This is a genomic window from Rhodococcus sp. GXMU-t2271 (assembly GCF_041414735.1).
In the GTDB taxonomy this organism is placed as follows: domain Bacteria; phylum Actinomycetota; class Actinomycetes; order Mycobacteriales; family Mycobacteriaceae; genus Rhodococcus; species Rhodococcus indonesiensis.
The window spans coordinates 84626-110041 of the sequence record NZ_JAUIZP010000016.1; the positions used below are offsets into that span (position 1 = coordinate 84626).

General features: G+C 70.5%; 22 protein-coding genes. 15 read left to right on the forward strand and 7 right to left on the reverse strand.

Features of this window, described 5'->3' with window-relative positions; translation table 11 throughout:
• Positions 1-81: 81 nt before the first annotated feature.
• Genes QYS60_RS05915 through QYS60_RS05925 form a run of 3 tightly spaced genes read right to left on the reverse strand, consistent with a single transcriptional unit; the run spans position 82 to position 4345 of the window.
• Positions 82-1260, reverse strand: a complete 1179-nt coding sequence (locus QYS60_RS05915; RefSeq protein ID WP_289378015.1) for a CaiB/BaiF CoA-transferase family protein — start codon at positions 1258-1260, stop codon at positions 82-84.
• Complete coding sequence (locus QYS60_RS05920) at positions 1257-2960, reverse strand: acyl-CoA dehydrogenase family protein (RefSeq protein ID WP_289378014.1); 1704 nt, start codon at positions 2958-2960, stop codon at positions 1257-1259. The genes QYS60_RS05915 and QYS60_RS05920 overlap by 4 nt, the downstream gene beginning before the upstream one ends.
• Before the next feature lie 20 nt (positions 2961-2980).
• Positions 2981-4345 carry an MFS transporter gene (locus tag QYS60_RS05925; protein ID WP_289378013.1) on the reverse strand — a complete coding sequence of 455 codons (1365 nt, stop codon included), beginning with the start codon at positions 4343-4345 and terminating at the stop codon, positions 2981-2983.
• Positions 4346-4484: 139 nt separating this feature from the next.
• Between QYS60_RS05925 and QYS60_RS05930 the strand changes: the two genes are divergently transcribed.
• The 4 genes from QYS60_RS05930 (at position 4485) to QYS60_RS05945 (ending at position 8948) form a co-directional block, all read left to right on the forward strand.
• On the forward strand, positions 4485-5381 hold the full coding sequence (locus QYS60_RS05930; protein ID WP_371382649.1) for a LysR substrate-binding domain-containing protein: 897 nt from the start codon (positions 4485-4487) through the stop codon (positions 5379-5381).
• An 85-nt stretch (positions 5382-5466) separates the two neighbouring features.
• A complete protein-coding gene (locus tag QYS60_RS05935; RefSeq protein ID WP_289378011.1) occupies positions 5467-6462 on the forward strand; it encodes a LacI family DNA-binding transcriptional regulator in 996 nt (331 codons plus the stop codon).
• Positions 6463-6517: 55 nt separating this feature from the next.
• Positions 6518-6976 carry a type II 3-dehydroquinate dehydratase gene (gene aroQ, locus QYS60_RS05940; RefSeq protein WP_003938779.1) on the forward strand — a complete coding sequence of 153 codons (459 nt, stop codon included), beginning with the start codon at positions 6518-6520 and terminating at the stop codon, positions 6974-6976.
• Positions 6977-7118: 142 nt separating this feature from the next.
• Positions 7119-8948: a TIM barrel protein gene (locus QYS60_RS05945; RefSeq protein ID WP_371382650.1), complete on the forward strand. Its 1830-nt coding sequence runs from the start codon at positions 7119-7121 to the stop codon at positions 8946-8948.
• A 6-nt stretch (positions 8949-8954) separates the two neighbouring features.
• On the opposite strand, the gene QYS60_RS05950 is transcribed toward QYS60_RS05945, so the two are convergent.
• Positions 8955-9959: an NAD-dependent epimerase/dehydratase family protein gene (locus tag QYS60_RS05950; RefSeq protein WP_289378009.1), complete on the reverse strand. Its 1005-nt coding sequence runs from the start codon at positions 9957-9959 to the stop codon at positions 8955-8957.
• A gap of 125 nt (positions 9960-10084) precedes the next feature.
• Between QYS60_RS05950 and QYS60_RS05955 the strand changes: the two genes are divergently transcribed.
• Positions 10085-11086 carry an MBL fold metallo-hydrolase gene (locus QYS60_RS05955; protein WP_371382686.1) on the forward strand — a complete coding sequence of 334 codons (1002 nt, stop codon included), beginning with the start codon at positions 10085-10087 and terminating at the stop codon, positions 11084-11086.
• 41 nt (positions 11087-11127) lie between these two features.
• Here the strand turns inward: QYS60_RS05955 and QYS60_RS05960 are convergent, their stop codons facing one another.
• The 3 genes from QYS60_RS05960 to QYS60_RS05970 form a co-directional block, all read right to left on the reverse strand.
• Positions 11128-11808: a Tellurium resistance gene (locus QYS60_RS05960; RefSeq protein ID WP_054372643.1), complete on the reverse strand. Its 681-nt coding sequence runs from the start codon at positions 11806-11808 to the stop codon at positions 11128-11130.
• An 81-nt stretch (positions 11809-11889) separates the two neighbouring features.
• Positions 11890-12978 (reverse strand): DUF475 domain-containing protein, encoded by a 1089-nt coding sequence (locus QYS60_RS05965; protein ID WP_371382651.1) that lies wholly within the window; start codon positions 12976-12978, stop codon positions 11890-11892.
• A gap of 124 nt (positions 12979-13102) precedes the next feature.
• Complete coding sequence (locus QYS60_RS05970; RefSeq protein WP_003938785.1) at positions 13103-13678, reverse strand: TerD family protein; 576 nt, start codon at positions 13676-13678, stop codon at positions 13103-13105.
• Between the two features lie 233 nt (positions 13679-13911).
• On the opposite strand from QYS60_RS05970, the gene QYS60_RS05975 reads away from it, so the two are divergent.
• The 10 genes from QYS60_RS05975 to QYS60_RS06020 all read left to right on the forward strand — a co-directional run bounded on the left by QYS60_RS05975 (position 13912) and on the right by QYS60_RS06020 (position 25397).
• Positions 13912-15033 carry a hypothetical protein gene (locus QYS60_RS05975; protein ID WP_289378034.1) on the forward strand — a complete coding sequence of 374 codons (1122 nt, stop codon included), beginning with the start codon at positions 13912-13914 and terminating at the stop codon, positions 15031-15033.
• Positions 15030-16220 carry an HpcH/HpaI aldolase/citrate lyase family protein gene (locus QYS60_RS05980; RefSeq protein ID WP_371382652.1) on the forward strand — a complete coding sequence of 397 codons (1191 nt, stop codon included), beginning with the start codon at positions 15030-15032 and terminating at the stop codon, positions 16218-16220. Before QYS60_RS05975 ends, QYS60_RS05980 begins: the two co-directional genes overlap by 4 nt.
• Complete coding sequence (locus tag QYS60_RS05985; RefSeq protein ID WP_289378006.1) at positions 16217-17488, forward strand: phosphoribosyltransferase family protein; 1272 nt, start codon at positions 16217-16219, stop codon at positions 17486-17488. Before QYS60_RS05980 ends, QYS60_RS05985 begins: the two co-directional genes overlap by 4 nt.
• A complete protein-coding gene (locus QYS60_RS05990) occupies positions 17485-18591 on the forward strand; it encodes a cysteine protease StiP family protein (protein ID WP_371382653.1) in 1107 nt (368 codons plus the stop codon). Before QYS60_RS05985 ends, QYS60_RS05990 begins: the two co-directional genes overlap by 4 nt.
• A gap of 35 nt (positions 18592-18626) precedes the next feature.
• The gene (locus QYS60_RS05995; RefSeq protein WP_371382687.1) at positions 18627-19469 is read left to right on the forward strand and encodes an HAD family hydrolase; all 843 of its coding nucleotides are present in this window, start codon (positions 18627-18629) and stop codon (positions 19467-19469) included.
• A 17-nt stretch (positions 19470-19486) separates the two neighbouring features.
• Positions 19487-20761 (forward strand): TerD family protein, encoded by a 1275-nt coding sequence (locus tag QYS60_RS06000; protein WP_371382654.1) that lies wholly within the window; start codon positions 19487-19489, stop codon positions 20759-20761.
• A gap of 264 nt (positions 20762-21025) precedes the next feature.
• Positions 21026-22588 (forward strand): long-chain-fatty-acid--CoA ligase, encoded by a 1563-nt coding sequence (locus QYS60_RS06005; protein ID WP_371382655.1) that lies wholly within the window; start codon positions 21026-21028, stop codon positions 22586-22588.
• Entirely contained in the window at positions 22585-23643 is a 1059-nt protein-coding gene (locus QYS60_RS06010; protein ID WP_371382656.1) for an MBL fold metallo-hydrolase, read from the forward strand. Before QYS60_RS06005 ends, QYS60_RS06010 begins: the two co-directional genes overlap by 4 nt.
• A 4-nt stretch (positions 23644-23647) precedes the next feature.
• A complete protein-coding gene (locus QYS60_RS06015) occupies positions 23648-24523 on the forward strand; it encodes a LysR family transcriptional regulator (protein WP_003938578.1) in 876 nt (291 codons plus the stop codon).
• A 4-nt stretch (positions 24524-24527) separates the two neighbouring features.
• Positions 24528-25397: a LysR family transcriptional regulator gene (locus tag QYS60_RS06020; RefSeq protein WP_054372650.1), complete on the forward strand. Its 870-nt coding sequence runs from the start codon at positions 24528-24530 to the stop codon at positions 25395-25397.
• Positions 25398-25416 lie beyond the last annotated feature (19 nt).

A 25416-nucleotide genomic window follows, 5' to 3' on the forward strand; every position in this document is an offset into this window, starting at 1 on the left:
CCCGTCGCGGCTGCCAGGGGCCCAGGTCGCACGCCTGCGGGTGGGACCGGCTGCCACGGTGCCGCCGGCGGACCGGCCTCATCACCGCACCGCCGGCACCTCTCGGTACTTCGTCAGTACCTCGTCCGTGTGCTGTCCGTGGGCGGGCGGTGCCGACCTCAGCGGGGGCCGCGCACCCCCGAAATTGACCGGGAACGCGATCTGTTCGAGCGGCCCAGATTCGTGGTCGACGGTGCCGATCATGCCGATCGCCGCGGTGTGCGGGTCCTGGTAGATCTCGTCGAGGTGGCGAATCGGCGAGACCGGCACGGCGTGCGTCTCGAGCAGCCGGCACCAGTGCTCGACGGTGTTCGACCCGAACGCCTCGGTGAGGACCTCCTCGAGGGCCTCACGGTGTTCGATCCGGTTGCGGTTGCGAAGAAACCGCGGGTCGGCCGCGAGGTCCGGACGCTCCAGGGCCTCGCACAGGTGCTGCCACAACGTGTCGTTGCCTACCGCCACCACGAAGTAGCCGTCGCGCGCCGGATATGCCTGGTAGGGAGCGAGATTCGGGTGGGCGGAGCCGAGCGCGCGGGGCCGCTGCCTCGTGGCGAAGTAGTTGGTCGCCCAGTTGACGTGCATGGCCAGTTGGCATTCGAACAGGGAGGTCGTGACGTACTGCCCGCGGCCGGTGCGGTTGCGCTCGACGAGGGCCGCGAGTACCCCGATGACACCGAACAGGGCGGCACCGAGGTCTCCCATCGCGTATCCGGCCTTCATCGGTGCGCCACCCGGTTCCCCGGTCAGGGACATCAGCCCGCCGGCGGCCTGCGCGACCATGTCGTATCCGGGTTGGTCGCGCAGTGGACCCTCCTCGCCGAATGCCGAGATGTGCAGGACGACGAGGTGGGGGTACTGCTCCGAGAGCGCACGGTAGTCGAAGATCCGTTGCAGGCCGCTGCCCGGTTTGAAGTTCTCGACGAGGACGTCGGCGTCCTCGAGCATGCGGTGCACGATCCGCTGCCCCTCGTCGGACTTCAGATCGATCGTCACGGACTTCTTGCCGCGGTTGACGGCGAGGTAGTAGGTCGCGTCGTCGCCCACGAACGGCGGTCCCCACACCCGCGTGGGATCGCCGCCGTCGGGATGCTCGACCTTCGTGACGTCGGCGCCGAGGTCGGCGAACGACATGGTCGCGTACGGACCGGCGAGGATCTTCGAGAGGTCGAGCACCTTGACGCCGGCGAGCGGGGCCGGGCCGATGGCGGGGTTCTCGGTCATGGTCGCGCTCCTGTCAGTGCCGGCGCCGCAGCGTGCGCGACGGGCGGGTCGATGTCGGTACCGTCGGCGACGGCGTCGAGATGTTCGAGGGCGACGGCGTTCGGCACCCCGGTGAGGCCGTCGAGGTACGCGTGGGCGACGAGCAGCGACCGATGTTCGGGGCCGTGCTCGAGGCGGTGCGAGGCGAGGTCGACGAGCAGCGTGGCCGTCACGGTGCGCGCGAGGTCGTCGGTGTATGCCGCGCAGCGGGTCTGGGCGCGGACGTCGTCGCCGGCGAGCAGATCCTCGCCGCGGGCCTCGAGCGCATCCCAGCGCTCGCGCAGCTCCGCGACCGCCGGCGCGCAGCCCGGTGCCGCGGCGTCGAGCATCGCGCGCATCGCCGCCGTCAGAGTCCGGTGCGCGCCGCTCTTGCGCATGGATCGCAGCACGTCGAGGGCGATGACGTTGCTCGACCCTTCCCATATCGACCCCAGGTGCGAGTCGCGGACGAGCCGCGCGAACGCCCAGTCCTCGATGTACCCGCAGCCGCCGCGCACCTCCATCGCTTCGCCGGTCACCGCCCGCGCCCGCTTGCACACGTAGTGCTTCGCGACCGGGGTGAGGATCCGGACGATGCTGCGCGCCTCGTCGTCACCGCGGTCGGCGCGATCGAGGCACACCCCGCTGTAGGCGACGAGCGCGAGCGCGCCCTCCGCGTCGAGCAGCAACGGCAGCAGGGTGGCACGCATGAGCGGCTGCTCGAACAGCGGCTTGCCGAAGACGACACGATCCCGGGTGTGGGCGACGGCGTCCCGCACGGCCCGCCGCATCAGGGCGCTCGAGCGCATCGCGTTCGACAGCCGTGAGGTGTTGAGCATCTCCGTCATCTGCAGGAACCCGCGCTCGAGCTCGCCGACCTGCAGCGCGTACGCGCCGTGCAGCGTGACCTCGCCGCTGGGCATCGAACGGGTGCCGAGCTTGTCCTTGAGTCGGTCGATCGTATGGGAGTTCCGGGTTCCGTCGGGAAGATGCTTGGGCAGCATGAACATTCCCACCCCACGTGTCGATCCTTCGGCGCCGCCGGGGAATCGGGCGAGGGTGATGACGACGTCGGCGTCCGGGTTCGAGGCGAACCACTTGCGCCCGGTCAGCCGCCATGCCGTGCCGTCGAATTCGGCGCGGGTCTCGGTCCGGGCGATGTCGGTTCCCGCCTGCGTCTCGGTCATGAACATCGCACCGGTGAGTGCGGTGGCCGGGTCGGTCGAGGTCAGTCCGTCGATCCACGGGCCGAAGGTGGCGGGGTCGCCGAACATGCGTAGGGTGCGTGCGGCGGCGTCGGTCATCGACACGGGGCAGGCGAGCCCGAACTCTGCCTGCACGAACAGGTACGACGCGAGGTACTTGACGAGATGGGGCGGCACGTCCGTCCAACCGTGCAGCGGGCGATGCGACAAGGCGGAGAGACCGTATTCCGAGTACGCCGCGCGGCACAGCTCGAGATATGCGGGGTGGTAGTCGATGGTGTCGACGCGCTGTCCGTCCCGGTCGTACTGCCGCAGGACGGGAGGGTGGGCGTTCGCCGTGGCCGCGAGGCCCTCGAGCCGCTGCGCTGCGTCCTCCCCCAGGCGATCGAGGAGACCGTCGGTGAGGTTGCGGTCGGCCTCGGCGATCCACCGGTCGACCACCGCCCGCAATGCCGGATCGGTGTGTGCGTAGTTCATTCGTCTCTTCCTTTCGGACTTCAGTGCGTGGCAGCGGCGGTCCGGGCCGGGGCAGGATCGGCGGTCTCGGTCCTCGGTGACCGGCGCAGCAGTGCCGTCATGCAGACGAGCGAGAGCAGGACGTATCCGAGTCCGAGTCCGACGACCGGCCAGATCGAACCGCTGCGGTTGAGCAGGAACTGGCTGACCATCGGCGCCGTACCGGCAAAGATCGCCGTCGACATCTGGTACGAGAGGGAGATTCCGGTGTAACGGACGTGGGTGGGGAACACCTGCGCGAGGATTCCGGCGAGTGCCGAGTAGTACATCGCGTGCGGAGCGGTCGCGACGACCATTCCGACGATCGCCCACCCGAGTGATCCGGTGCGGATCAGCACGAACATCAAGGGCAGGACGAGCAATTCGGGTGCGAGCATCCACCACACGGCCCGGCGCACGTCCATCCTGGTCGCAAGGACGGCACCGAACGGTTGCACGATCACCTGCGCGACGAGCGCCACTGTGATGACGAGCAGGAAGTCGCTACGTTCGAACCCGAGGTCCGTCGTCGCCCACGACAGCGCGAAGGTCGTCTTGACGTAGGTGATCGCGACACCGGCCACTACTGCGCCGATGCCGAGGAACAGTGGGACGGGATGTGAGCGGAGCACTTCCACGAGGGGAAGGCGCGTGTGCTGCCGGGACGCCGCCGCCTGCATCTCCGGGGTCTCCTGGATCCGGAGCCGGATGTAGAGCGCGACGATCACGAGGCCTGCGGACGCCAGGAACGGGATACGCCATCCCCAGCCCTCGAAGGCCGCGTCGGACATCGCGGTCAGTCCGAGGAAGGCGACGGTCGCGAGGAGGTTGCCGACCGGTGAGCCCTGCTGCGCGAAGGCGCCGTAGAGGACCTTCCGCCGGGGCGGGGCGAATTCGGTCGCGATCAGGACGGCCCCGCCCCATTCCCCACCCATCGCGATGCCCTGCAGCACTCGCAGGAGGACGAGGAGGACCGGCGCCCAGACTCCGATCTGGTCGTACGTGGGCAGCAGACCCACACCGACGGTGCCGGTGCCCATGATCGCGAGAGTGACGATCACGGCGTTCTTGCGGCCGAACCGATCGCCGAAGTGACCGAAGACGACACCGCCGAGCGGACGTGCGACGAACCCGACCGCGAACGTCGCGAACGCGGCCAGCGTGCCGAGCGCGGGAGAGACGTCGGGGAAGAACAGACTTCCCAGCACGAGCGCCGAGGCGGTGCCGTAGATGTAGAAGTCGAACCATTCGATGGTGGTGCCGACGAAGGCGGTGACACCGGCGCGCCGGGCCGCCGTGGAGTCGTGGACCGGTGGCGAAGGCTGTGGTCCGGGGGCGGGCGCGGCGTGCTCTGGCTGTGGATTCACGGTGCACTCCGGGGACTGTCACGCGGGCGTACCCGCTGCTGAATGAGGCGTACATCACCCTCTCCCACGCATCCATGTAATGTCCAAGACCTAATCGAGAACGATTGTGTGGTTCTCACACAGAATTGCGAGGGCGATCGTGGAGCTTCGGCAACTGCAGGCATTCCTCGCGGTGGCGGAGGAGCTTCACTTCGGGCGCGCGGCGGAACGGCTGCACATCGCCCAGTCGCCGCTCAGCCAGATGATCCGCTCCCTCGAGCGTGAGCTCGGCGCCGAATTGTTCGCCCGCACCACCCGGTCCGTCCGCCTCACCGCGGCAGGTACCGCACTGCTGGCCCCCGCCCGGGTGATCGCCGCACAGGCCGACGTCGCCCGTAACGTCGTGCGCGCAACCGCCGCCGGCGAGACCGGAATCCTCAGTGTCGGATTCGGCGGGGCGAGCGGTTACACGGTCCTGTCCGAACTGACCCGCGCCCTGGCAGATCATCACCCCGGCATCGAACTGGACCTTCGCCCCCAGACCTATTCGGGGGAAGTGGTCGACCTCGTCTCGCGGGGCCTGCTCGACATGGGCATCGTCGGCCTGCCGGTCCCCGACGACGTCGCAACCGAGACGGTGCGCCACGAGTCGCTCCTCGTCGCGGTCCCGGCCGGTCACCCGCTCGCTGCCCGCAACTCGGTCGCCGCCGCCGAACTCGCCGACAAGCGATTCGTGGTCTACCCCGCGGCACACGGCTCCATCGTGCGCGACACCATGCTCGTGATGTGCAGCGGCGCGGGCTTCACCCCGACGATCGCGCGCGAAGCACCGGATCCCTACAGCCTGCTCGCCCTCGTCGGAGCAGGAGTGGGCATCGCGGTGGTCGTCGCCTCGACCATGCACATCACGGTCGACGGCGTCCGGTACGTGCCGCTCGACCACTCTCCGGTTCTGCCGATCGCCCTGGCCTGGCGGCGCGACGGCGCTGCACCCGCCGTCCGCCGCGTCGTGGAGGTGCTGCGCCGGCTCCCGCCTCGTGTCCCGGCCGACGAGTAACCGCAGTCGACGGTCGCGCCGGCATGCTTGACAAAACGATGTAACCGCTTGCACAGTGGGTGGACCCCACCCCCGAGGAGAATCCATGGCGACGCTTCGTGAGGTCGCGGCGCGCGCCGGCGTCTCGACCGCCACGGTCTCCCGCGTGTTCTCCCGGCCGGAAGCGGTCAGTCCCGACACCCGCGCGAAAGTCTTCACCGCCGCGGAGGCGCTGTCCTTCACTCCGAACCCCACCGCCCGCTCGCTCGCCCTCGGTCGCACTCACAACCTGGGCTTCCTCGTCCCCGACATCCGCAATCCTGTGTTCGGTCCCGCCGTCGAAACCGCGCAGGACCGGGCGCGCGAGCGCGGCTACTCCCTCTTCGTCGCGGCGGGCGAAGGACGGTCCGCCGACGAGCTCGACCTCGTCCGGGCGATCGCCCGGCAGGTCGACGGACTGGTGCTCATCGCCCCGCGCATGTCCGACACCGACCTCGAGGATCTCGCACGGGTCACCCCCGTCGTGCTGGTCAACCACACCTGCGGGGAGCTGCCCGCCGTGCTGCTGACCTCCGACGACGGCATGTCCCAGGCGGTGGACCACCTCGCCGACGCCGGGCACACCGCCGTCACGTACCTCGGCGGTCCCGACTACTGGCTCGCCCAACGGCGGCGCCTCACCGCCTTCACCACGGCCTGCGCCGCCCGGGGCATCACCGGCACGGTGCTCGGTCCCCTCGAACCCGACTTCGTCGTCGCGGGCCGGAACGCGGCGGACGAACTGGTCCGGACCGGCACGACGGCCGTCGTCGCGTACAACGACCAGGCCGCCGTGGGCCTCATGCAGGGCTTCGCCGAGCACGGACTGCGTGCGGGCCGCGACTACTCGGTCGTCGGATTCGACGACTCGTGGCTCTGCGAGATGACCTCGCCGCCGCTGACCACCGTGCATCTGGCATTCGACGACGCCGGCGTGACGGCAATCGATCTGCTGTGCGACGTCCTCGACGGAAAGACCGCACCGGACGCCGGACCCGTGGAACTCGCCACCCACCTCGTCGTGCGTTCGAGCACCGTGACCGCCGACCTGCCCGTCGGCTGACAGACCGTTCCGGGGCGTTGTTCCGGAACACGCAGAAAGCGAAGGAGATTCGTTCATGACCTCGGTGCTCGTACTCAACGGCCCCAACCTCAACCTGCTCGGCACCCGTGAGCCCGGTGTGTACGGCGCGCAGACCCTCGAGGACGTGGAGACCCTGTGCCGCAACGTCGGCAAGGAACTGGGCGTCGACATCGACTTCCGGCAGTCCAACCACGAAGGCGTCCTGATCGACGCCCTCCACGACGCCGGCGCCGCGGTCGCCCGCGGGGAATCCCTGGGCGTGGTGTTCAACGCGGGTGCCTACACGCACACCTCGGTGGCCCTGCACGACGCGATCAAGGGCGCGCACGTGCCGCTCATCGAGGTGCACATCTCCAACGTCCATGCCCGCGAGGAGTTCCGCCACCACTCCTACATCTCCCCGGTCGCCTCCGGGATCATCGTGGGCCTCGGCGTCGCCGGCTACGAATGGGCACTGCGCGCGCTCGTCGCCCAGCGCACGACCCAGGCGTAACCGGCGCCGTCACCGGTCCTCTCGCGCGCGTGACCCGCAGCGAGCCGTCCGTGCCGATACCGCCGGGGCGAACCCGCCCCGGCGCATCGGTCCCCGATTCCGCGCCCGCCCGCACAGGCGGCCGCTGTGGAGGAACCCGACCATGACCCACTCCCGACCCGGAACCAAGCGCGCCAAGGCAATTGCCACGGTGTGCCTGTCCGGCACCCTCGAGGACAAGCTCGTCGCCGCCGCCCACGCCGGCTTCGACGGCATCGAACTGTTCGAACCTGACCTGATCGGCTCCCCGCTCACGCCCGCGGCAGTGCGCGAGCGCTGCGCCGAACTCGGGCTGAGCATTCCGCTGTATCAACCGTTCCGCGACTTCGAGGCCGTCCCGGCCGACATCCACGCCCGCAACATGCGCCGCGCGCGGCACAAGTTCGACGTGATGGAACAACTCGGCACCGACCTCGTGCTGGTGTGCTCGTCGGTCTCGCCGCACACCGTCGACGATGTCGACCTCGCCGCCGCGCAACTGCGGGAGCTGGCGGATGCGGCGGCGCAGCGCGGCATGCGGATCGCCTTCGAGGCCCTGGCGTGGGGCCGCCACGTGAACACCTGGCAGCGCTCGTGGGAGATCGTGCGCCGGGCCGATCATCCGGCCCTCGGCCTGTGTCTCGACAGCTTCCACATCTTCTCCCGCACCAAGGACGTTGCCGGGATCGCGGACATCCCGGGCGAGAAGATCTTCTTCCTGCAGCTCTCCGACGCACCGGAGATGGACATGAACGTCCTGCAGTGGAGCCGCCACTACCGGGTGTTCCCGGGCGAGGGCGAGTTCGATCTCGTCGGACTCGTCGCCCACGTCCTCGACGCCGGCTACACCGGCCCGCTCTCGCTCGAGGTGTTCAACGACGTGTTCCGCCAGTCGGCCCCGGTGCCGACGGCGATCGACGCGATGCGTTCGCTGCTCGATCTGGAATTGCGCCTCGACGGTGACCCCGAACCGGTGCAGGTGCGCGGGCACGCGTTCACGGAGATCGGAACCCCGCCCACCGCCGCGGAACCGGTCCGTGAGGCTCTCGCCGCGCTCGGCTTCACGCACTCGGGACAGCACCACAGCAAGCCGGTGGAGCTGTGGGAACAGGAGGACGCGCGCGTGCTGGTGAACACCTCGAACCCGGCCCACAGTGCGGCCGACGGCGCCGCCGTCACCGCCCTCGGGATCGAGGTCGCGGATGTCGGCGCCGTCTCCCGGCACGCCCACGAGCTGCTGGCACCTCAGCTGGCGCGGGTCGTCGGGCCGGGTGAGGCACCGTTGTCCGCGGTGGTCTCCCCGGACGGCACCGCCCTGTTCCTCTCGGCGGAAGCAGACGGTACCGCCGACTGGCGCAACGACTTCCGCCCCACCGGCACGTCGCCGGCCAGGACGGTGGGCGTGCGATGCACCGAGTACGTCGCACTGACCCAGGCCTACGACCGCTTCGACGAAGCCACCCTGTTCTACCGCTCGGTGCTGGGCCTGAACGATGCCGAGGCGGCCGAATACGCCGGGCCGTTCGGTCTGGTGCGCAGCCGTGTCCTGGCCGCGGACGGTTTCGAGGTCGGCCTCATCGCGCCCGTGCTGCGGCGCGGGGAGTGGGCGCCGGGGGTGCGGCACCCTCAGCACATCGCGTTCGGGGTCGACGATGCGGTGGAAGCGGCACGCAATCTGCATGATTCGGGCGCGCCGGTGCTGGAGATCCCCGCCAACTACTACGACGATCTGGATGCGCGGCTCGCTCCGGATCCGGAACTGCTTGCCGCCCTTCGGGAGTACAACGTGCTCTACGACCGGGACGAGGACGGTGGCGAACTGTTCCAGGTGTTCACCAGGGTCGTCAGCGCGCGGGTGTTCTTCGAGCTGGTGCAGCGGCGCGGCGGCTACCGGGGTCACGGCACCGTCAACGCCCCGGTCCGAATGGCCGCGCATGCGGCCGCGCGACGCTGAACCCCGCTACCGGACTTCACGCACCGCCTGCGCCAGCGCCTCCAGGGTCTGGGCGCTCGTGTAGCGCGGCTGCCAGCCGAGCTGTGTCCGGGCCTTCGTCGTGTCCATCACGACGGACGTGCGGCCGGTGTGGATCCACTCGACGAGCGAGGGCAGGAACGGCATTCGCGCCACCACGGCCGACGCCGCCGTCGCGACCGCGGCGGGGACGCGGACCGGCTGGGCACCGAGCGCGGTCGCCACGTCCGACAGCGAGACCACCCCGTCACCGGCGATGTTGTACGCGCCGGGCGGCCCGTCGGACGTCACCGCCGCGCCCACGGCACTCGCCACGTCGTCGTGGTGCACGAGCTGGAGCGGGTGACCCGGGTCCGGGAACAGCGGCGGTGGCAGCGGCAGGGCACCCGCGGCCTTCCGCACGGCTCCGGGCAGGTGCTCGGCGATCTGCCGCCACGGCATGGCGTCGGCCAGGGCGGTCGCGTTCGGTCCCGCGACGATGCACGGCCGCAGCACGAACACCTCGAGATCCGATCCGCGGGTGACCTCGTCGAGGACGCGCTCGAGTTCGGCCTTCTGCTCCGAGTAGTAGTGCTCGTGCGAGCCGCGGGTGGGCACGTCCTCGGTGATCGGGGTCGGATTGTCCGGGTGGTAGCCGTATGCAGCGACGGACGAGGTGTACACGAGGCGTCGCGGCCGGGCCGCGGCGACCGTCGCCTCGAAGACGTTGCGGGTGCCCGCGATGTTGATCCGGTGGCTCTCGGCCCGCGAACCCATGATGACGAACGCCAGGTGCACGACGACGTCGGCCTCCGCGACCAGGGCGTCGACGGCGCCACGGTCGAGGATGTCTCCCTGCCGGTACTCGGTCTTGGTCCACCCCTGCGCGGCGGGGTCGAACGGGCTTCGTGCCATGCCGAGGATCCGGTCGATGCGCGGGTCCTGTTCGAGGGCCGCGACCGCGGCTCTGCCGATCTCGCCGGTGGGTCCGGTGACCGCAACTGTCGTGCCCATGAGAATCCCCTCGCTCGTGCCGTCGCCGGTGCGACCCGTACCGCGTTCCCGGGCCCGTCGGGGAGCAAACCTCCGGTCCGGCGCCTGCTATTAGACTCTCCGCCACCGTGGACAGGGGGCGAATCGTGGGCGACGGCGGATCGACGCAGATCGGCGACGGGGTGTGGGCGTTCGTGCGGGCACCGGGCGGCTGGGGCGAGGCGAACACCGGTCTCGTCGTCGATGCGGGCACGGCGTCACTGGTCGTGGACACTGCCTGGGACACCCGCCTGGCACGCCGGATCGCGGAGGCGCAGCAGCCGCTGGTGGCGCGGGCACCGATCACCGAGGCCGTCAACACCCACTCCGACGGCGACCACTGGTGGGGCAACGACACGCTGCCCGCGACGACCCGCATCACGACCAGTGCGGCCGCGCTGCGCGGCATGCGCGAGGATCTGCCGCCGGCCGCGGTGGCGGCGCTGGCGACGGCGGGCCGGTGGCTGGGCGCGGTGCCCGGCCGGATCGGCGCCGCGGCCGCCTACATGCGCCGGGTGCCGGGCGGCGCCCACCTGCCGTGGCGGTCGCCCCGGCTGCCCGACCACACCTTCGACACCGATCTGCGGCTCGAGGTGGGACAACGTCCGGTGATGCTGGAGCGTCTCGGGCCGTGCCACACCGCCGGAGACGCGATCGTGCACGTGCCGGACGCCGGCGTGGTCTTCGCCGGTGACCTGCTGTTCATCGGCTCGACGCCGATTCTGTGGCACGGACCGCTGGAGAACTGGATCGCCGCGATCGATCGGCTGCTGGCCCTGGACGCCGACGTCTACGTGCCGGGCCACGGGCCGCTGTGCGGACCGGACGAGATCCGCGAGTTGCGCGCCTACTGGGTGTGGCTCGAGCAGGCCGGCCGGGAACAGTACGCGCGCGGCGCCGGGCCGCTCGAGGCGGCCCGGCAGTTGGTGCGCGATCCCGAATTCGTCCGGTGGGACGACTGGATCCATCCGGAGCGGATCGTCCTGAGCCTGAGCACGCTGTTCCACGGGTGGGGCGGGCATCCCCCGGCGCCGCCCACCGTCGTGCGGCGGGCCGGGGCGTTCGCCGACGCCGAGACGCTGCTGCGCGAGTTGTCATCGACACGGTGAGGATCCCGTATCGGTGCGGACGCCGGGGTGCGCAGGCGTGGCTACTTCCGGCCCGGCGCCCAGTTCATGCCCCAGCCGTAGGCACGGTCGAGGTCGGACTGGCTGCCGTCGACGTATTCGACGAGCCGCGAGACGCTGATCTCGCGGCCGGTGTTCTGCAGCATCGCGATGGCACAGATCCGTGCGCCGTTGTTCGGCGAGTCGAGGCGCACCTCGATCTGCGGCCCGGAGGGCGGGGTGAGGGTGACGACGCCGTCCACGGCAGCCCAGTTAGGGGCGCCCTCGTAGATCATCGCGAAGATCAGGATCCGGCGGAATCGCTCGGGTTGTCCCAGGTCGATTCGCATGGTCTCACCGGCGGAGACGGCGCCGGTCCGGTCGTCGCCGTCCAGCGCGACGAACGGAGGTTTCTGCAGCGCACCGAAGCTGTTGCCGAGTGCCTGAACGACACCCTTGGAGCCGTCGGCGAGCTCGTAGAGACAGCCGAGGTCGAGGTCGACGCCGCGGGCCGCCGCGCCGCCGGTGAGCTTGGCGAGGAATCCCTTTTTCGGTGGGGTCGGGGAGCCGGCCTGTGACCAGTTCAGGTTCACCAGGGTGATTCCGCTGCCGGACTTGGCGAGATCGACCGTCGGAGCAGCCTTGGTGAGACTGATCTTGCTCAGGCCGACTCCGCCCTTGTCGTCGCCGGGGTTCTTCGGGGGCCGGGTGTAGTCGATTGCCATGGATGGAACCTTTCCCTGGATACGAAGATGGGAACCTGCGATCGCTCGAACCGATCGCAGGTTCCCATCGATGTCGTGCGGTCAGGCGGCGACCGGCGCCTTCATCTCCTGACGATTGCGCCGGATGCTGCTGGCGAACGCGGCGCCGATGAGCGCGACCCCCACCAGACCCGTGATGATCTCGTTCACGTGATGGCCGATCGAGTACAGCAGGATGAACGCGAGCGCACCGATCGCCCAGTGCGCGCCGTGCTCGAGGTAGCGGTACTCCGACAGGGTGCCCTTGCGGACGAGGAACACCGTGATCGAGCGGACGAACATCGCGCCGATGAAACCGAGGCCCAGCGCGATGATGATCGGATCGGAGGTGATCGCGAATGCGCCGATCACGCCGTCGAAGGAGAACGACGCGTCGAGCACCTCGAGGTAGAGGAACAGGAAGAAGCCGGCCTTGCCGGTGGCCTTGGCCAGCTGGCTGGGCCCGCCGGCGGTTTCTTCCTCACCCTCCTCGGGGATGTGGAACATCTCGCCGAGGCCGTTGACGGCGATGTAGGTGATCATGCCGAGTACGCCGGCGATCATCACCGTGGAGACCTTGTCCTCGGGGGCGAGGATCGTGGCGGTCAGCACGAGCAGCACCGACGCGACGACGACCTCGAGCTGGTCGAGCTTGCCGGCCCGCGCGAGCGGACGCTCGAGCCACGCGAGCCACTTGATCTCGCGTTCCTCGAAGACGAAGTTCAGGAACAGCATCAGCAGGAACATGCCACCGAAGCCGGCGATCTGCGGGTGGGCGTCGGTGATGATGGTCTCGTAGCTGGGGCTGCCGTCGGGGAAGTAGGCGGCATCGTTGGGCGGTGGGTTCAGGGCGAGGTCGAGTGCCTCGACGGGACCGAGGCCGGAGGCGACCCACACGATGAGCAGCGGGAAGATCAACCGCATGCCGAACACGGCGATGAGGATGCCGATGGTGAGGAAGATCTTCTGCCAGAACTCGCTCATCCGCTGCAGCACGGTGGCGTTGATGACCGCGTTGTCGAACGAGAGCGAGACCTCGAGGATGCCGAGGATGGTGGCGAGGAACAGCGCCTGGGGTCCGCCGTAGAGGAAGGCGACCACCAGGGACACGACGGTGACGGCGAACGATATGCCGAAAATGCGCAGAACCACGAAGCGTGGCCTTTCTGTCTGGATCGGGCGGTGCAGGGTGGTTACTGCAGCAAACTATCGGTGAATCAAGGAAAGCGGCCCCCGGCGACGAAGCCGGGGGCCGGTTCCGGGGTCCGGGTCGACGTCAGACGTTGACACCGTAGTCGCGGGCGATGCCCGCGAGGCCGGACGCGTAGCCCTGCCCGATGGCGCGGAACTTCCACTCCGCACCGTGCCGGTACAGCTCCCCGAAGACCATGGCGGTCTCGGTGGACGCGTCCTCCGAGAGGTCGTAGCGGGCGAGTTCGTTGCCGTTGGCACGGTCGACGACGCGGATGTAGGCGTTGCGGACCTGACCGAACGACTGGCTGCGGGAGTCGGCGTCGTAGATCGAGACCGGGAAGAAGATGCTCTCGATGTTCGCCGGCACGGCGCTCAGGTCGACGTTGATGACCTCGTCGTCGCCCTCGCCCTCACCGGTGCGGTTGTCGCCGATGTGCTCGATCGAGCCGTCGGGGGACTTGAGGTTGTTGAAGAAGACGAAGTGCTGGTCCGACACGACCTTCTTGTCACCGCCGGTCGCGATCGCGCTGGCGTCGAGGTCGAAGTCGGCACCGGTGGTGGTGCGGATGTCCCAGCCGAGGCCGACGGCCACGGCGGTGAGGTTCGGCGCTTCCTTGGTGAGGGAAACATTGCCGCCCTTGGTCAAGCTGACGCCCATGCGGGGTCCTTTCGATCTGTCGGTCCGGACGAGGTGCCCGGGCGGGCACGCCCGATTTGCGCGTGTCCCACCACCCTAATAGCTGTTCCGGGCCCACGCCCCCGCGCTCCGCACGCACACGGGGCGGAAGGGCGCGGACCAGTACCATTCGGGGCGTGGCGAGCCGATGGACGCGCCGCCTCTTCGGGGGTGGGAGCACCGACGATCCGGTGGCGCTGCGCGCCTACGACGCGATGGTCGCCGCGTTCCTCGACATGGACCGGCGCCAGTCCGTCGCCGAGGCCGGGGTCACGGCCTCGCACGAACTCACCCCGCAGCGCGGCCTGCGGCGGGAGTGGGAACCCGTCCGTGAAGAGTGCTACCGCGCGGCCGAGACGTACCTGAACCTCTCCCGCACCGAACCGTCCGATCCGCTCGCTCCCGCCCCGGCCTACGAACAGGCCCTGCAGCAGATCGGTCTCGCCACCCGCACCCTCGACCAGTTCTACGAGCGCCACCGTGCGCACCTCGAGCACTCGGTCGCGGTGGCCCGGACCGTCCCGCAGCTCGCCCGGCAGGTCCGTACCGAGGCGCAGGCCGCGGCGGCACTGGTGACCGCGCCCGAGCAGGCGGCCTACGCCGACTACCCGTCCGTGCGGGCCGCGGCGGACACACTCGACGCGGAGATCCGGGCGCTCGATGCGGCCGGGGGAACCGGAGCGGTCCGAACAGCGGCACGCCGGACAGAGGAGGCGGCGACGGCCCTGCGCCGCGCCCTCGCGCAGGCACCGGACCGAGCCGAGTCCGCCCGGAAGGCTGTGGCATCGGTCACAACCCGGTTGTCGGCGGTGCGCACCCGTGCCGAGAGCCTGGCGCCGGCGTTCTCGGCGCTGCTGCGCGAGTTCAACGCCGCCAGCTCCGCCGACCTGGCCGGCAACGAACGCGCCGCCCGCGAGTTCCTCGATCGGGCCGACGCCGACGTGTCCGCTGCGCGAACGGCATCGGCCGCGAACCGGCCCGAACAGGCGCTCGAACTGACCGCGGCGGCCCGGGCATCCCTCACCCAGGCCGAGCGGTACGTCGACGCCGTCACCGACCGGCTGTCGGTCCTCCGCGAGGTCCGCCGTGATCCGGCCGCGAAGATGGAGCAGGTACGGTTCCGTCTGCGCGACGCGCAACAACTCGCGGTCCAAAGGGGGTTGACCGCAGAATGGGGCTCGGTGCTCGACGCGCAGCTCGATCGGATCGACAGGGCAGTCGGTTCGCTCACCGGAGTACACCCCGACTACTGGGCGTACGTTCGGGAGCTCGACGCCGTTTCGCGCTTCATCGCCGGTGTGGTGCAACGAATGAGAGGACGAACGGACGAGGTATGAGTGGGGGATCCTTCACCGACATGCGCACGATGCATCATTTCCACCACCTCGACGACGCGGCCCGGGACACCTTGTTCCTGCATTTGCCGCGACCGTTCTCCGATGCCGACGAGCGTGAGCGGCTCGCCGTCGCGCTCGGGGCGACCCTGTACGTGCCCGCCACCCGCACGGATCTCGCCGCCACGATCGCGCGCCGCAGCGGGGAGGGCGTCGCCTCGATGGTGATCGACCTCGAGGACGCCGTCGCCGACCACGAGGTCGAGGACGGCCTGCGCAACGCGGTCGCCACCCTCGACGCACTCGCCGGCACCGCCGCCTCGACGATGCTGCTGTTCGTGCGGGTGCGCACCCCCGACGGTGTCGACCGCATCGCCGAGACGCTGGGCCCGGGCGTCGCCGCGCTGACCGGCTTCGTCCTGCCCAAGTTCACCGCGGCCTCGGGGCCGGCGTTCCTCGACGCCGTGGCTGCGGCGTCCGAGCGCCTCGGCAAGCACCTGTACGCGATGCCGGTGCTCGAATCCGCCGAGCTGGTGCACCGGCAGACCCGCGACGGCGAGCTCCAGCAGATCGCCGCGCTCCTGGCCGGGCACCGCGACCGCGTGCTGGCCGTGCGGATCGGCGCCACCGACATGTGCGCCACCTTCGGCATCCGCCGCGACCGCGACCTGACCATCTACGACGTGCGGGTCGTGGTCGACGTCATCGCGGACGTCGTCAACTACCTGGGCCGCACCGACGGCACCGGATTCGTCATCACCGGTCCGGTCTGGGAGTACTTCGCCGACCACGAGCGCATGTTCCGGCCGATGCTGCGGGCCACCCCGTTCGCCGAGCACGACGCGGTGCTGTTCCGGCAGCAGCTCGTCAGCCGAGACCTCGACGGCCTGCTGCGGGAGATTGCCCTGGACCGGGCGAACGGCATCCAGGGCAAGACCGTGATCCACCCCTCGCACGTGGCTGCCGTGCACGCGCTGTCCGCCGTGACGCACGAGGAGTACCACGACGCGGTCGACATCCTCGGCGGTGATGCGGGCGGCGTACAGGCCTCCGGATACCGCAACAAGATGAACGAGCGGCGCCCGCACCGCACCTGGGCGGAGCAGACGTTGCTGCGCGCGTCGGTGTTCGGCGTCACCAACAAGGGAGTGACTTTCGTGGACCTGCTGACGGCACTGGTGGACCGGTGATCACCGGAGTGCGATCGCCCTGGGCGACGGAACGATTCGGGCTCGAGCTGCAGCACCTGGCGTCGGCCACCGGTTACACCGTGCCGGAGCTCGTCGTGCCGGGACTGCGCCGCAATCCCCGTCGCGCGCACCTGCTGGTCTCCACGGTCCTCGGCAAGCACATCCCCACCGAACCGGACGCGGTGATCGGCGCGGGCGACCGGCTCGGCGATCTCGTCGCGGACCTGCTGGGTCCCGCCGCGTCCGATGCGGTGGTCCTCGGTTTCGCCGAAACCGCAACGGGACTGGGCCATTGCGTGGCGAGCCGGCTGCGGGCACGCTGCTACCTGCACTCCACCCGGCGCGACGTGCCCGGCGCCGGCACCTTCGCCGGATTCGAGGAGGGCCACTCGCACGCCACGTCGCACCTGCTCCAGCCGACGTCGCCGGAGCTGTTCGCGAACGACGCGCCGCTGATCCTGGTGGACGACGAGATCTCCACCGGGGCAACCGCGGTCGACGCCATCCGGTCCCTGCACCGGCACAGTCCCCGCGCCCGGTACGTCGTCGCATCGCTGGTGGACATGCGCACCGCCGAACACCGTCGCGCCGTCGCCGAAGCGGCCACCGGGCTCGGTGTCCGCATCGACCACGTGAGCCTTGCGACGGGGCACACCGTCCTCCCCGACGGACTCACCGAGCGGGTGGGCGCGCTACCGGACCCGGACCTGAATCCGGTTGCGCCGGAACGTGGAACGTACACATTCGTCACGCTGCCGTGGCCGGCGGTCGTGCCCGACGGCGGTCGGCACGGGTTCCTGCGCACCGACACCGCGGCCTTCGACACCGCGATCGAGCGCGCCACCGACGCCGTGACCGCCGCCTTGTCGCCGGGGAGGCCGGTCGTCGTCGTGGGCCACGAGGAGCTGATGTACCTGCCGCTGCGCCTCGCCGACGCGCTCGCCCGCAGGGGCGTCACCACACGATTCCAGACCACCACCCGCTCCCCCGCATACGTCCGGGACGTACCCGGCTACCCCCTGCGCCGCGGATTCACCTTCACCGCACCCGAACCGGACGACGTTCCGCGCTACCTCTACAACGCGCGGTGGCCGGAGGGGGAACGCGCACAGCTGCTGCTCGTGGTGGACGCTCCCGCCGACACCGACCGTCTGCGTGCCGACGGGGGCCTGCTCGACGTGCTGACAGCCGCCGGGGAGGACGTGGTCGTGGCCGTCGTGCCCGCCACCGATCCCGCCGTGCTGCGCGCAGACCGGGAGGGACGATGACGACCCCGTTGACCGGGCCCGGCTTCGGCTCCTACGCCGCGGACGAGGTGAGTTGGCTCCTCAAGGACCTCTCGCACGTCGCGCTCGAGGCCGAAGTCGCCGAACGCGAGCGCCGCATCCAGGCGGGCCTCGCCCACTACGCCGAGTCGCTGCCGATCGAGTACCAACCCGATGCCGCCTACCGCGAACTGTTCGACAAGGTGCTCGCCGCGACGGCGGGGCGCCTCGCCCACGCCGTCGGTACCGTCACCGAACTGCTGCTCGCCGAACGGGGCCGGGACCTGACGCTCGTATCGCTGGCCCGCGCAGGCACTCCCGTCGGGATCCTGATCCGTCGCTGGGCGCAGCGGCACCACGGGCTGAACCTGCCGCACTATGCGGTGTCGATCGTGCGGGGCCGTGGTATCGACTTCGCCGCCCTCGACCACGTGACGACACGACACGATCCGGCCTCGGTGGTGTTCGTCGACGGCTGGACCGGCAAGGGCGCCATCGCCCGCGAACTCACGGCGGCCCTGGCCGAGTACCGGGCCGCGGGCGGCCCGGAGCTTTCCGACGACCTCGCCGTGCTCGCCGATCCCGGGTACTGCGTGCGGACCTACGGCACCCGCGACGACTTCCTCATCGCCTCGGCGTGCCTGAATTCCACTGTATCCGGACTGGTTTCACGCACCGTCCTCAACGAAACCCTGATCGGCCCGGGCGAGTTCCACGGCGCCAAGTTCTACGCCGAACTTGCCGGCGAGGACGTCTCGGCGGTCCTCCTCGACACCGTGGCGGCCGAGTTCGGCGACCGGGAGGCCGCGGTCACCGCCGCCGGGAACATCCTGGACTCCGATCGCACCCCCACGTGGGCGGGCTGGGAGTCGGTGGAGAAGGTGCGGGCCGAGTACGGCATCTCCACTGTCAACTACGTCAAACCCGGTGTCGGCGAGACCACCCGGGTGCTGCTGCGGCGCGTGCCGTGGCGGGTGCTGGTCCGCGAGGCCGACGCCGAGGAGCACGCGCACATCCGGATGCTCGCCGCCGCCCGCGACGTGCCGGTGGACGTGGTTCCCGACCTGGCGTATTCGTGCATGGGCCTGATCAAGGATCTGCCGTGACCACCACCCTCGTCGCCACCGACCTCGACCGCACGATGATCTACTCACGCGCCGCGATGGGCGAATCACCGGTCCCGGACGGCGATCTGGTGTGCGTCGAGCACTACGACAGCGCACCCTTGTCGTACGTGACCGTCACATCCGCGCAGCGCCTGCGCGACCTCACCGCGGCGGCGGTGGTGGTGCCGACCACCACGCGCACCCCGGAGCAGTTCCGGCGCATCGACCTGCCCGGGGCGCCATGGCGGTACGCGATCGCCAGCAACGGCGGCATGATCCTCGCCGACGGGGTGCCGGACGCCGGGTGGCGACGGACGGTGGACACGGCCGTGCGCACCGAGGGCGCCGGACTCGACGAGGTCACCGCCGAACTGCGCCGCCGCATCTCCGACGACTGGGTGCACAAGTTCCGGGTCGCCGACGAGCTGTTCTGCTATCTCGTGATCGACGTCGCCGCGCAGCCCGTCGGCTTCCTCGACGAATGGGACCACTGGTGCCGGTGCCGCGGATGGAACGCCTCCCAGCAGGGCCGCAAGCTGTACACGATGCCGTCGGCGGTGTGCAAGAGCCGCGCGGTCGCCGAGGTCCGCCGACGTCTGGTCGACGACGGCACGCTCGTTCCGGACGCCGTCGTACTGGCCGCCGGGGACGGCGCGCTCGATGCCGAGATGCTGACCGCCGCCGATGCCGCGATCCGGCCGCGCCACGGCGAACTCGAGGCGCTGGACTGGCGGCACCCGACGGTCGCGGTGACCCGGCAGGCGGGGATCCGGGCCGGCGAGGAGATCCTCGCCTGGTTCGCCCGATCCGCCCGGATCGAGACGGCTTCGTACAGTGGCAGTGACGCTCGACCATCCCCGAGACAGAGTTTCCAGTAACAGTGAGGACCCCACCCGTGCCCGTATCTCTCGCCAAGGGTCAGAACGGCCCCCTCACCGCCACCGACGTCGTCGTCTCCCTCGAGCTGACCACCCCGGCCGACCTGTCCGCGCTGCTGGTCAAGTCCGACGGCAAGGTGCGCTCCGACGCCGACTTCGTCTTCTTCAACCAGCCCACCGGGCCGGGCGTGCGGCTCGTGCCCGGCGCACCGGGGCAGGCCGCCTCACTGGCCGTGTCGCTGAACCAGGTGCCGGCGGACATCGACCAGGTGCGCGCGGTCATCACCCTCGACGACGCGTCGAGCAGCTTCGGCCGTTTCGCCCCGCCGACCGCGCGGGTCTCCGACACCGCCGGCAACGTCCTCTTCGAGTACCGAATCGACGGACTGAGCAGCGAGTCGATCGTGATCGCCCTCGAGCTGTACCGGCGGCAGGGCACCTGGAAGGTCCGGGCCGTCGGCCAGGGCTACGCGGGCGGATTCGCCGCGCTCGTGACCGATCACGGCGTGAGCGTCGACGACGCGCCGGCCGCTGCCCCGCAACCGGCTCAGCCCGCACCTCCGGCCGCGCCGCCCGTCCCGCCGGCCTACTCCACCCCGCCGGCTTCCGCCCAGCAGCCCTACCCGCAGCCGGCTCCGCCGCAGCCGTACGTGCAGGCCTCCGCGCCGCAGCCGGCGCAGGACGCCCAGCCCGAGGTCAGCCTCACCAAGAGCCGTCCCGTCAGCCTCGTCAAGGGCCAGAAGGTCACCCTCCGCAAGGAGGGCGGCGTGGCCCTGACCCACCTGCGCATGGGGCTGGGCTGGGATCCGGTCGCGAAGCGGGGCCTGTTCGGCAATCGCGCCGCCGACATCGACCTCGACGCGTCGGCCGTGCTGTTCGCCGACCAGAACCTCGTCGACGTCGCGTACTACGGACAGCTGCGGTCGAAGGACGGCTCGATCCAGCACCAGGGCGACAACCTCACCGGCGAGGGCGCCGGCGACGACGAGGTCGTGCTCGTCGACCTCACCCGGGTGCCGGCCCACATCACGACGGTCATGTTCATCGTCACCTCGTACAAGGGCCACACCTTCGAGCAGGTCGCGAACGCCTTCTGCCGGCTGGTGGACGGCACCAACAACGCCGAGCTGGCCCGCTATACCCTGCAGGGCGGTATGCCGTTCACCGGCATGGTCATGGCCAAGGTGTACCGGCAGGGGCAGGACTGGAAGCTCCAGGCCATCGGCGAGGGCATCCAGGCCAAGCACCCCGGTGAGGCCGCGCCGCAACTCGGCCGGTTCCTGGTGTCCTGACGGGGAGCTGCACGGCGCTGGGGCACTGAGCCCCGGGGTCGAACCGGACATCCGCGCGGGGTTGTGCTTCTTGCGCGCGTCCGTACCCGCGCAAGAAGCACTTCTGCGCGCAGGGACAGTCGCCCGCTGCCGACCCCGACATAGGCACTCGCTATCGGTCGCTGTGGATCTTGGACTTTGTTCCGCCGAGGCGGCGGTGATCGACTGATCGGGCACGGCGGGCCCGGCATCGAGGCGCTCGCCGAACGGAACGAGGAGTGTGATGTGAGCGGTCTGCACCTTCCGCAGCGGGTCCGGCAGCACGCGGCGGAACGGCCGGACGCACTCGCACTGACCTGCGGCGACACCACCGTCACCTTCGCCGAGCTCGACGGGCGCACCAACCGGGTCGCGACCGCCCTGAACGGGCTGGCCCGGCGTGGCGGGCGGATCGGGGCCCTGCTGCGCATGCGACTCGAGGCCGCCGAGACGTTCGTCGCCTGCGGCAAGGCGGGGCTGGTGTTCGTCCCCCTCAACTGGCGACTCACCCCGGCGGAGGCCGCCCGCATCGCCGAGGACGCGGATCTCGACGTGCTCGTCGTCGAGTCCGGGTTCGCCGCGGCAGCCGAGGCGATCCGTGCCGCACTGCCCGGCCTGCCCGTCGTCCTCGTCGACGCCGAACCCGGCGACGATCTGCTGCCGGGAGCCTGGACGTGGCAACGGCTCGGCGGCAGCGGCACGGACGACGACCCCGGCCGCGGCGACGACCCGGACACGGTCCTGTTGCAGCTCTACACCTCCGGCACCACCGGCACGCCGAAGGGCGTGCTCATCACCCACCGCAACCTCCACAACGACGCGGAGGGACAGCGCATCTACCACTGGCAGAGCGACTCGGTGGCGTTGAACGCGATGCCGCTGTTCCACATCGCCGGCGCCGGCTGGCTGAGCACCTGCCTGTCCGCCGGGGTGCACGCCGTCCTGCTCGGCGAGTTCCATCCGCGCACCGTCGCCTCGCTCGTCGAGCAGCACGGCATCACCCACGCGTTCCTGGTGCCCGCGACCGTGCAGATGCTGCTCGACCTGCCCGAGCTGGACTCGTTCGACCTGTCGAGCCTGCAGTTGATCTTCTACGGCGCCTCCCCGGTCACCCCGACGATGCTGCGCCGCGCCGTGCACACGCTCGGATGCGGCTTCGTCCAGCGCTACGGGATGACGGAGACGAGCGGCTCCGTCACCGCGCTGCGCGTCGAGGACCACGACCCGACCGGTCCGCGGTCCTACCTGCTGCGCTCGGCGGGCCGCCCGATGCCCGGCGTGGAGCTCGCCATCCGTGACGTCGTGACCGGTGCGGACCTGCCGGTCGGACAGTCCGGCGAGATCGTGTGCCGCTCCCGCCACAACACGTCCGGCTACTGGCGGCGCCCGGAGGAGACCGCGGCGCTGTTCACCGACGACGGGTTCCTGCGCACCGGCGACGCCGGTCACCTCGACGAGGACGGATATCTGTTCGTCACCGACCGGGTGAAGGACATGATCATCACCGGCGGCGAGAACGTCTACCCGATCGAGGTGGAGTCGGTGCTCGCCGAGCATCCCGCCGTCGCCGAGGTCGCCGTGATCGGAGTGCCCGACCGCAAGTGGGGCGAGGCCGTCACCGCCGTCGTGCGGGTGGCCGACGGTACCGCCGCACCGGACGAGAACGAACTGGTCGCGTTCACCACCGGCCGGCTCGCGTCCTACAAGAAGCCGCAGCGCGTCCACTTCGTCAGTGAGCTGCCGCGCAACGCCAGTGGCAAGATCCTCAAGCGCACGTTGCGCGACACTCTCGCGGAGGAGGTCTCGTGACCGCGGTCGAGGTCGTCGGCGTCGTGCAGCAGGAGGCGTGGCGGCGCGGCGAGCTGCCGCCGGTCGAGCAGGTCCGGCCCGGGCTGTGGTCGATTCCCGTGCCCATGCCGAACAATCCGCTGCGCTACGTGCTGGTGTACGCGTTGGCGCTGCCCGACGGCCTGGCCCTGATCGACGTCGGCTGGGACTCGGAACAGTCCTGGCAGGCCCTCGTCGACGGGATCCGGCAGACCGGGCACGACATCACCGAGGTCCGGTTCGCGGCGATCACCCACCTGCACCCCGACCATTTCGGCCTGGCACCGCGGCTGCGCGAGGTCAGCGGAGCCGCGCTGGCGATGCACGCCGCCGACGCGTCGCTGCTCGGCCACCACACCGCGACGGACCGGGAAGGGTACGCCGCGTCGTGGGCCCGGCAGCTGGCCCGGCTCGGAGCGCCCGACGAAGTCCGCTCGGGCGAGGTCATGGAACTGGTCCGCTTCGGGCCGCGCGAATCACTCGACGTCGTGCTCGACGACGGCACCCCCCTCGACCTGCCCGGCTGGGATCTGCGCGCCGTGTGGACGCCCGGCCACACCCCCGGTCACCTGTGCTTCGTCGACGACACCCACGAACTGGTGTTCAGCGGCGACCACATGCTCCCCCGCATCAGCCCCAACATCTCCACCATCCCGGGTGAGCTGCCGAATCCGTTGCACCGCTACCTGCTGTCGCTGCACGCCACCGTCGGCCTGCCCGACGGTGAGGTCTTCCCCGCGCACGAATACCGTTTCCGCGGTGTCGCTTCCCGCGCGCAGGCACTGCTCGGCCACCACGAGGAACGCCTGGACGAGATCGCCGACGTCGTGGCCCGGCATCCCGGCTCCACGGCATGGGAGGTCTCCACCCGGATCTCGTGGTCCCGGCCCTTCGAGACGATGGCGCCGCGGCTGCGCCGGCTCGCGGTGCGCGAGACCGACGCCCACCTGCTGGTTCTCGCCGACCGGGGAGTGGTCACCGGATGCGGCACCGATCCGGACCGCTGGGCGACGGCCGTGACCACCCCCGTACGATAAGCGAGTGGACCTTCACCTCATCACCTACTTCGTCGCGGTCGTCGACCGAGGTGGGATCACGAAGGCCGCCCAGTCCCTCTACATTTCGCAGCCGTCGCTGTCGCAGGCCATCCGGACCCTCGAACGTCGGCTCGGCACAACCCTGTTCGACCGCACCGGACGCCGGCTCACACTGACCGAGGACGGACGCCGGCTCGACGTAGCGGCCCGCCGGATCCTCGCCGACGTCGAACGGGCGAAGGCGAAGGTGGCCGCGGTACGCGAACTCGTCTCGGGCCGCGTCGACGTGGTGACGTACTCGTCGTTCTCCTTCGATCCGATGATCGAGCTCGCGCGCCGCTTCCGTGACCGCTACCCGCACATCCTGGTGCGGATCGTCGACGCGGACGGCCCGGGCGGCGTGCACACTGCGCTGCGACGCGGGGAAGCCGAGATCGGGGTGACCGACCTGTCCGTCGAGCACGCCGGCATGATCACCGTGCCGCTGTTCGAACAGGAACTCGTGCTCGCCCTCCACCACGACCTCGCGGCCGGCCTGCCGGATCCGGTCCCGCGCGTCCGTGTGCGGGACGTGCCGCTCGTCGTCGACGTCGGTGATCGCACCAACGCTGCGAAGGCCGGCGAGTTGCTTGCCGAGAACGCCGCCAACGTCGTCGTCGACTGCGCCCACCCGGCGGCGACATGGGAGCTGGTGTGCCTGGGCACCGGCGCCACGGTGGTGCCCCGGCCGGTGGCCGAACAGCAGATGCCCACGGTGACGGTGCGGCCCCTGGAACCGCCGCTGACCCGGCCCGTCGGGCTGGTGCTGCGTGCGGGTGAGCCGTCGCCGGCCGCAGCCGCGTTCCTCGAGGTCGCCTCGACGCTGCGACAGGGAGCGTAGGACTGTGGATTTCCGGCAGGTGGAGTACTTCCTCGCGGTCGTCGAGAACAACGGCATCAACGGGGCCGCCGCCGCGCTCGGCGTCGCACAGCCGACGGTGTCGCAGGCGCTGCGCAGCCTCGAACGCGAACTCGGCGTCGAGCTGTTCCACCGCATCGGCCGCGGTATGGTCCTCACCGCGGCCGGCCGCAGCCTCGTCGGCCCCAGCCGGCAGATCCTGCGCGACGTGACTGCCGTCGAGGAGTTGCTGACCACGTCCGACGGCGCGGTGGCGGGCCGGCTCGACATCATGGCGTTCCCGTCGCTGTCCGTCGGCCCGCTGGTGGAGCTGATCGCCCGGTTCCGGCGCGAGTATCCGAAAGTGGCGGTGCGGCTGTCGCCGCTGCGCGACGAGGAGCAGGTCGCGTCGTTGATTCGCGACGGCCACTGCGAATTCGTCGTCGCGCACCTGCCGCTCGAGGGCGGTGACGGGCTCGAGGTGATCGAACTCGGCGAGCAGGAGTACTGGCTGGCGTTTCCGCCGGGATTCGAGGTGCCCGACGGCCCGATCCACCTGTCCGAACTACCGGACATTCCCATGGTGTTCGCGCCGACCGGCGCCTCGATGGTCGACGCGGTGGAATCGGCGCTGCGGGCGGCCGGCGCCCGTCCGGAGATCTCCGTCCTGGTCGGTCAGCGCGAGGTCCGGCTGCCGATGGTCGCGGCCGGACTCGGCGGGTCGATCGTGGACCGGGTGCCGGCCGAGGCCGCCGGGGACCGGGTCGTGGTGCGCGCATGCGAGCCGCGGCTGGCGCGCGCCTACGGCCTCGCCTTCGACCCCGCATCCCTGTCGGCGGTGGGTCAGGCGTTCGTCGACCTGGTGCGTCGGCGCTGACGCGCCGGTGTGTCCTTCG

What these genes read in the sequence shown, in the direction of transcription:
- aroQ (WP_003938779.1), top strand. Translation starts at nt 6,518, where the DNA reads ATGACCTCGGTGCTCGTACTCAACGGCCCCAACCTCAACCTGCTCGGC.
- QYS60_RS05970 (WP_003938785.1), bottom strand. Translation starts at nt 13,678, where the DNA reads ATGGGCGTCAGCTTGACCAAGGGCGGCAATGTTTCCCTCACCAAGGAA.
- QYS60_RS05980 (WP_371382652.1), top strand. Translation starts at nt 15,030, where the DNA reads ATGAGTGGGGGATCCTTCACCGACATGCGCACGATGCATCATTTCCAC.
- QYS60_RS05935 (WP_289378011.1), top strand. Translation starts at nt 5,467, where the DNA reads ATGGCGACGCTTCGTGAGGTCGCGGCGCGCGCCGGCGTCTCGACCGCC.
- QYS60_RS05990 (WP_371382653.1), top strand. Translation starts at nt 17,485, where the DNA reads ATGACGACCCCGTTGACCGGGCCCGGCTTCGGCTCCTACGCCGCGGAC.
- QYS60_RS05950 (WP_289378009.1), bottom strand. Translation starts at nt 9,959, where the DNA reads ATGGGCACGACAGTTGCGGTCACCGGACCCACCGGCGAGATCGGCAGA.
- QYS60_RS05975 (WP_289378034.1), top strand. Translation starts at nt 13,912, where the DNA reads ATGGTCGCCGCGTTCCTCGACATGGACCGGCGCCAGTCCGTCGCCGAG.
- QYS60_RS05945 (WP_371382650.1), top strand. Translation starts at nt 7,119, where the DNA reads ATGACCCACTCCCGACCCGGAACCAAGCGCGCCAAGGCAATTGCCACG.
- QYS60_RS05920 (WP_289378014.1), bottom strand. Translation starts at nt 2,960, where the DNA reads ATGAACTACGCACACACCGATCCGGCATTGCGGGCGGTGGTCGACCGG.
- QYS60_RS05960 (WP_054372643.1), bottom strand. Translation starts at nt 11,808, where the DNA reads ATGGCAATCGACTACACCCGGCCCCCGAAGAACCCCGGCGACGACAAG.
- QYS60_RS05915 (WP_289378015.1), bottom strand. Translation starts at nt 1,260, where the DNA reads ATGACCGAGAACCCCGCCATCGGCCCGGCCCCGCTCGCCGGCGTCAAG.
- QYS60_RS05995 (WP_371382687.1), top strand. Translation starts at nt 18,627, where the DNA reads ATGATCTACTCACGCGCCGCGATGGGCGAATCACCGGTCCCGGACGGC.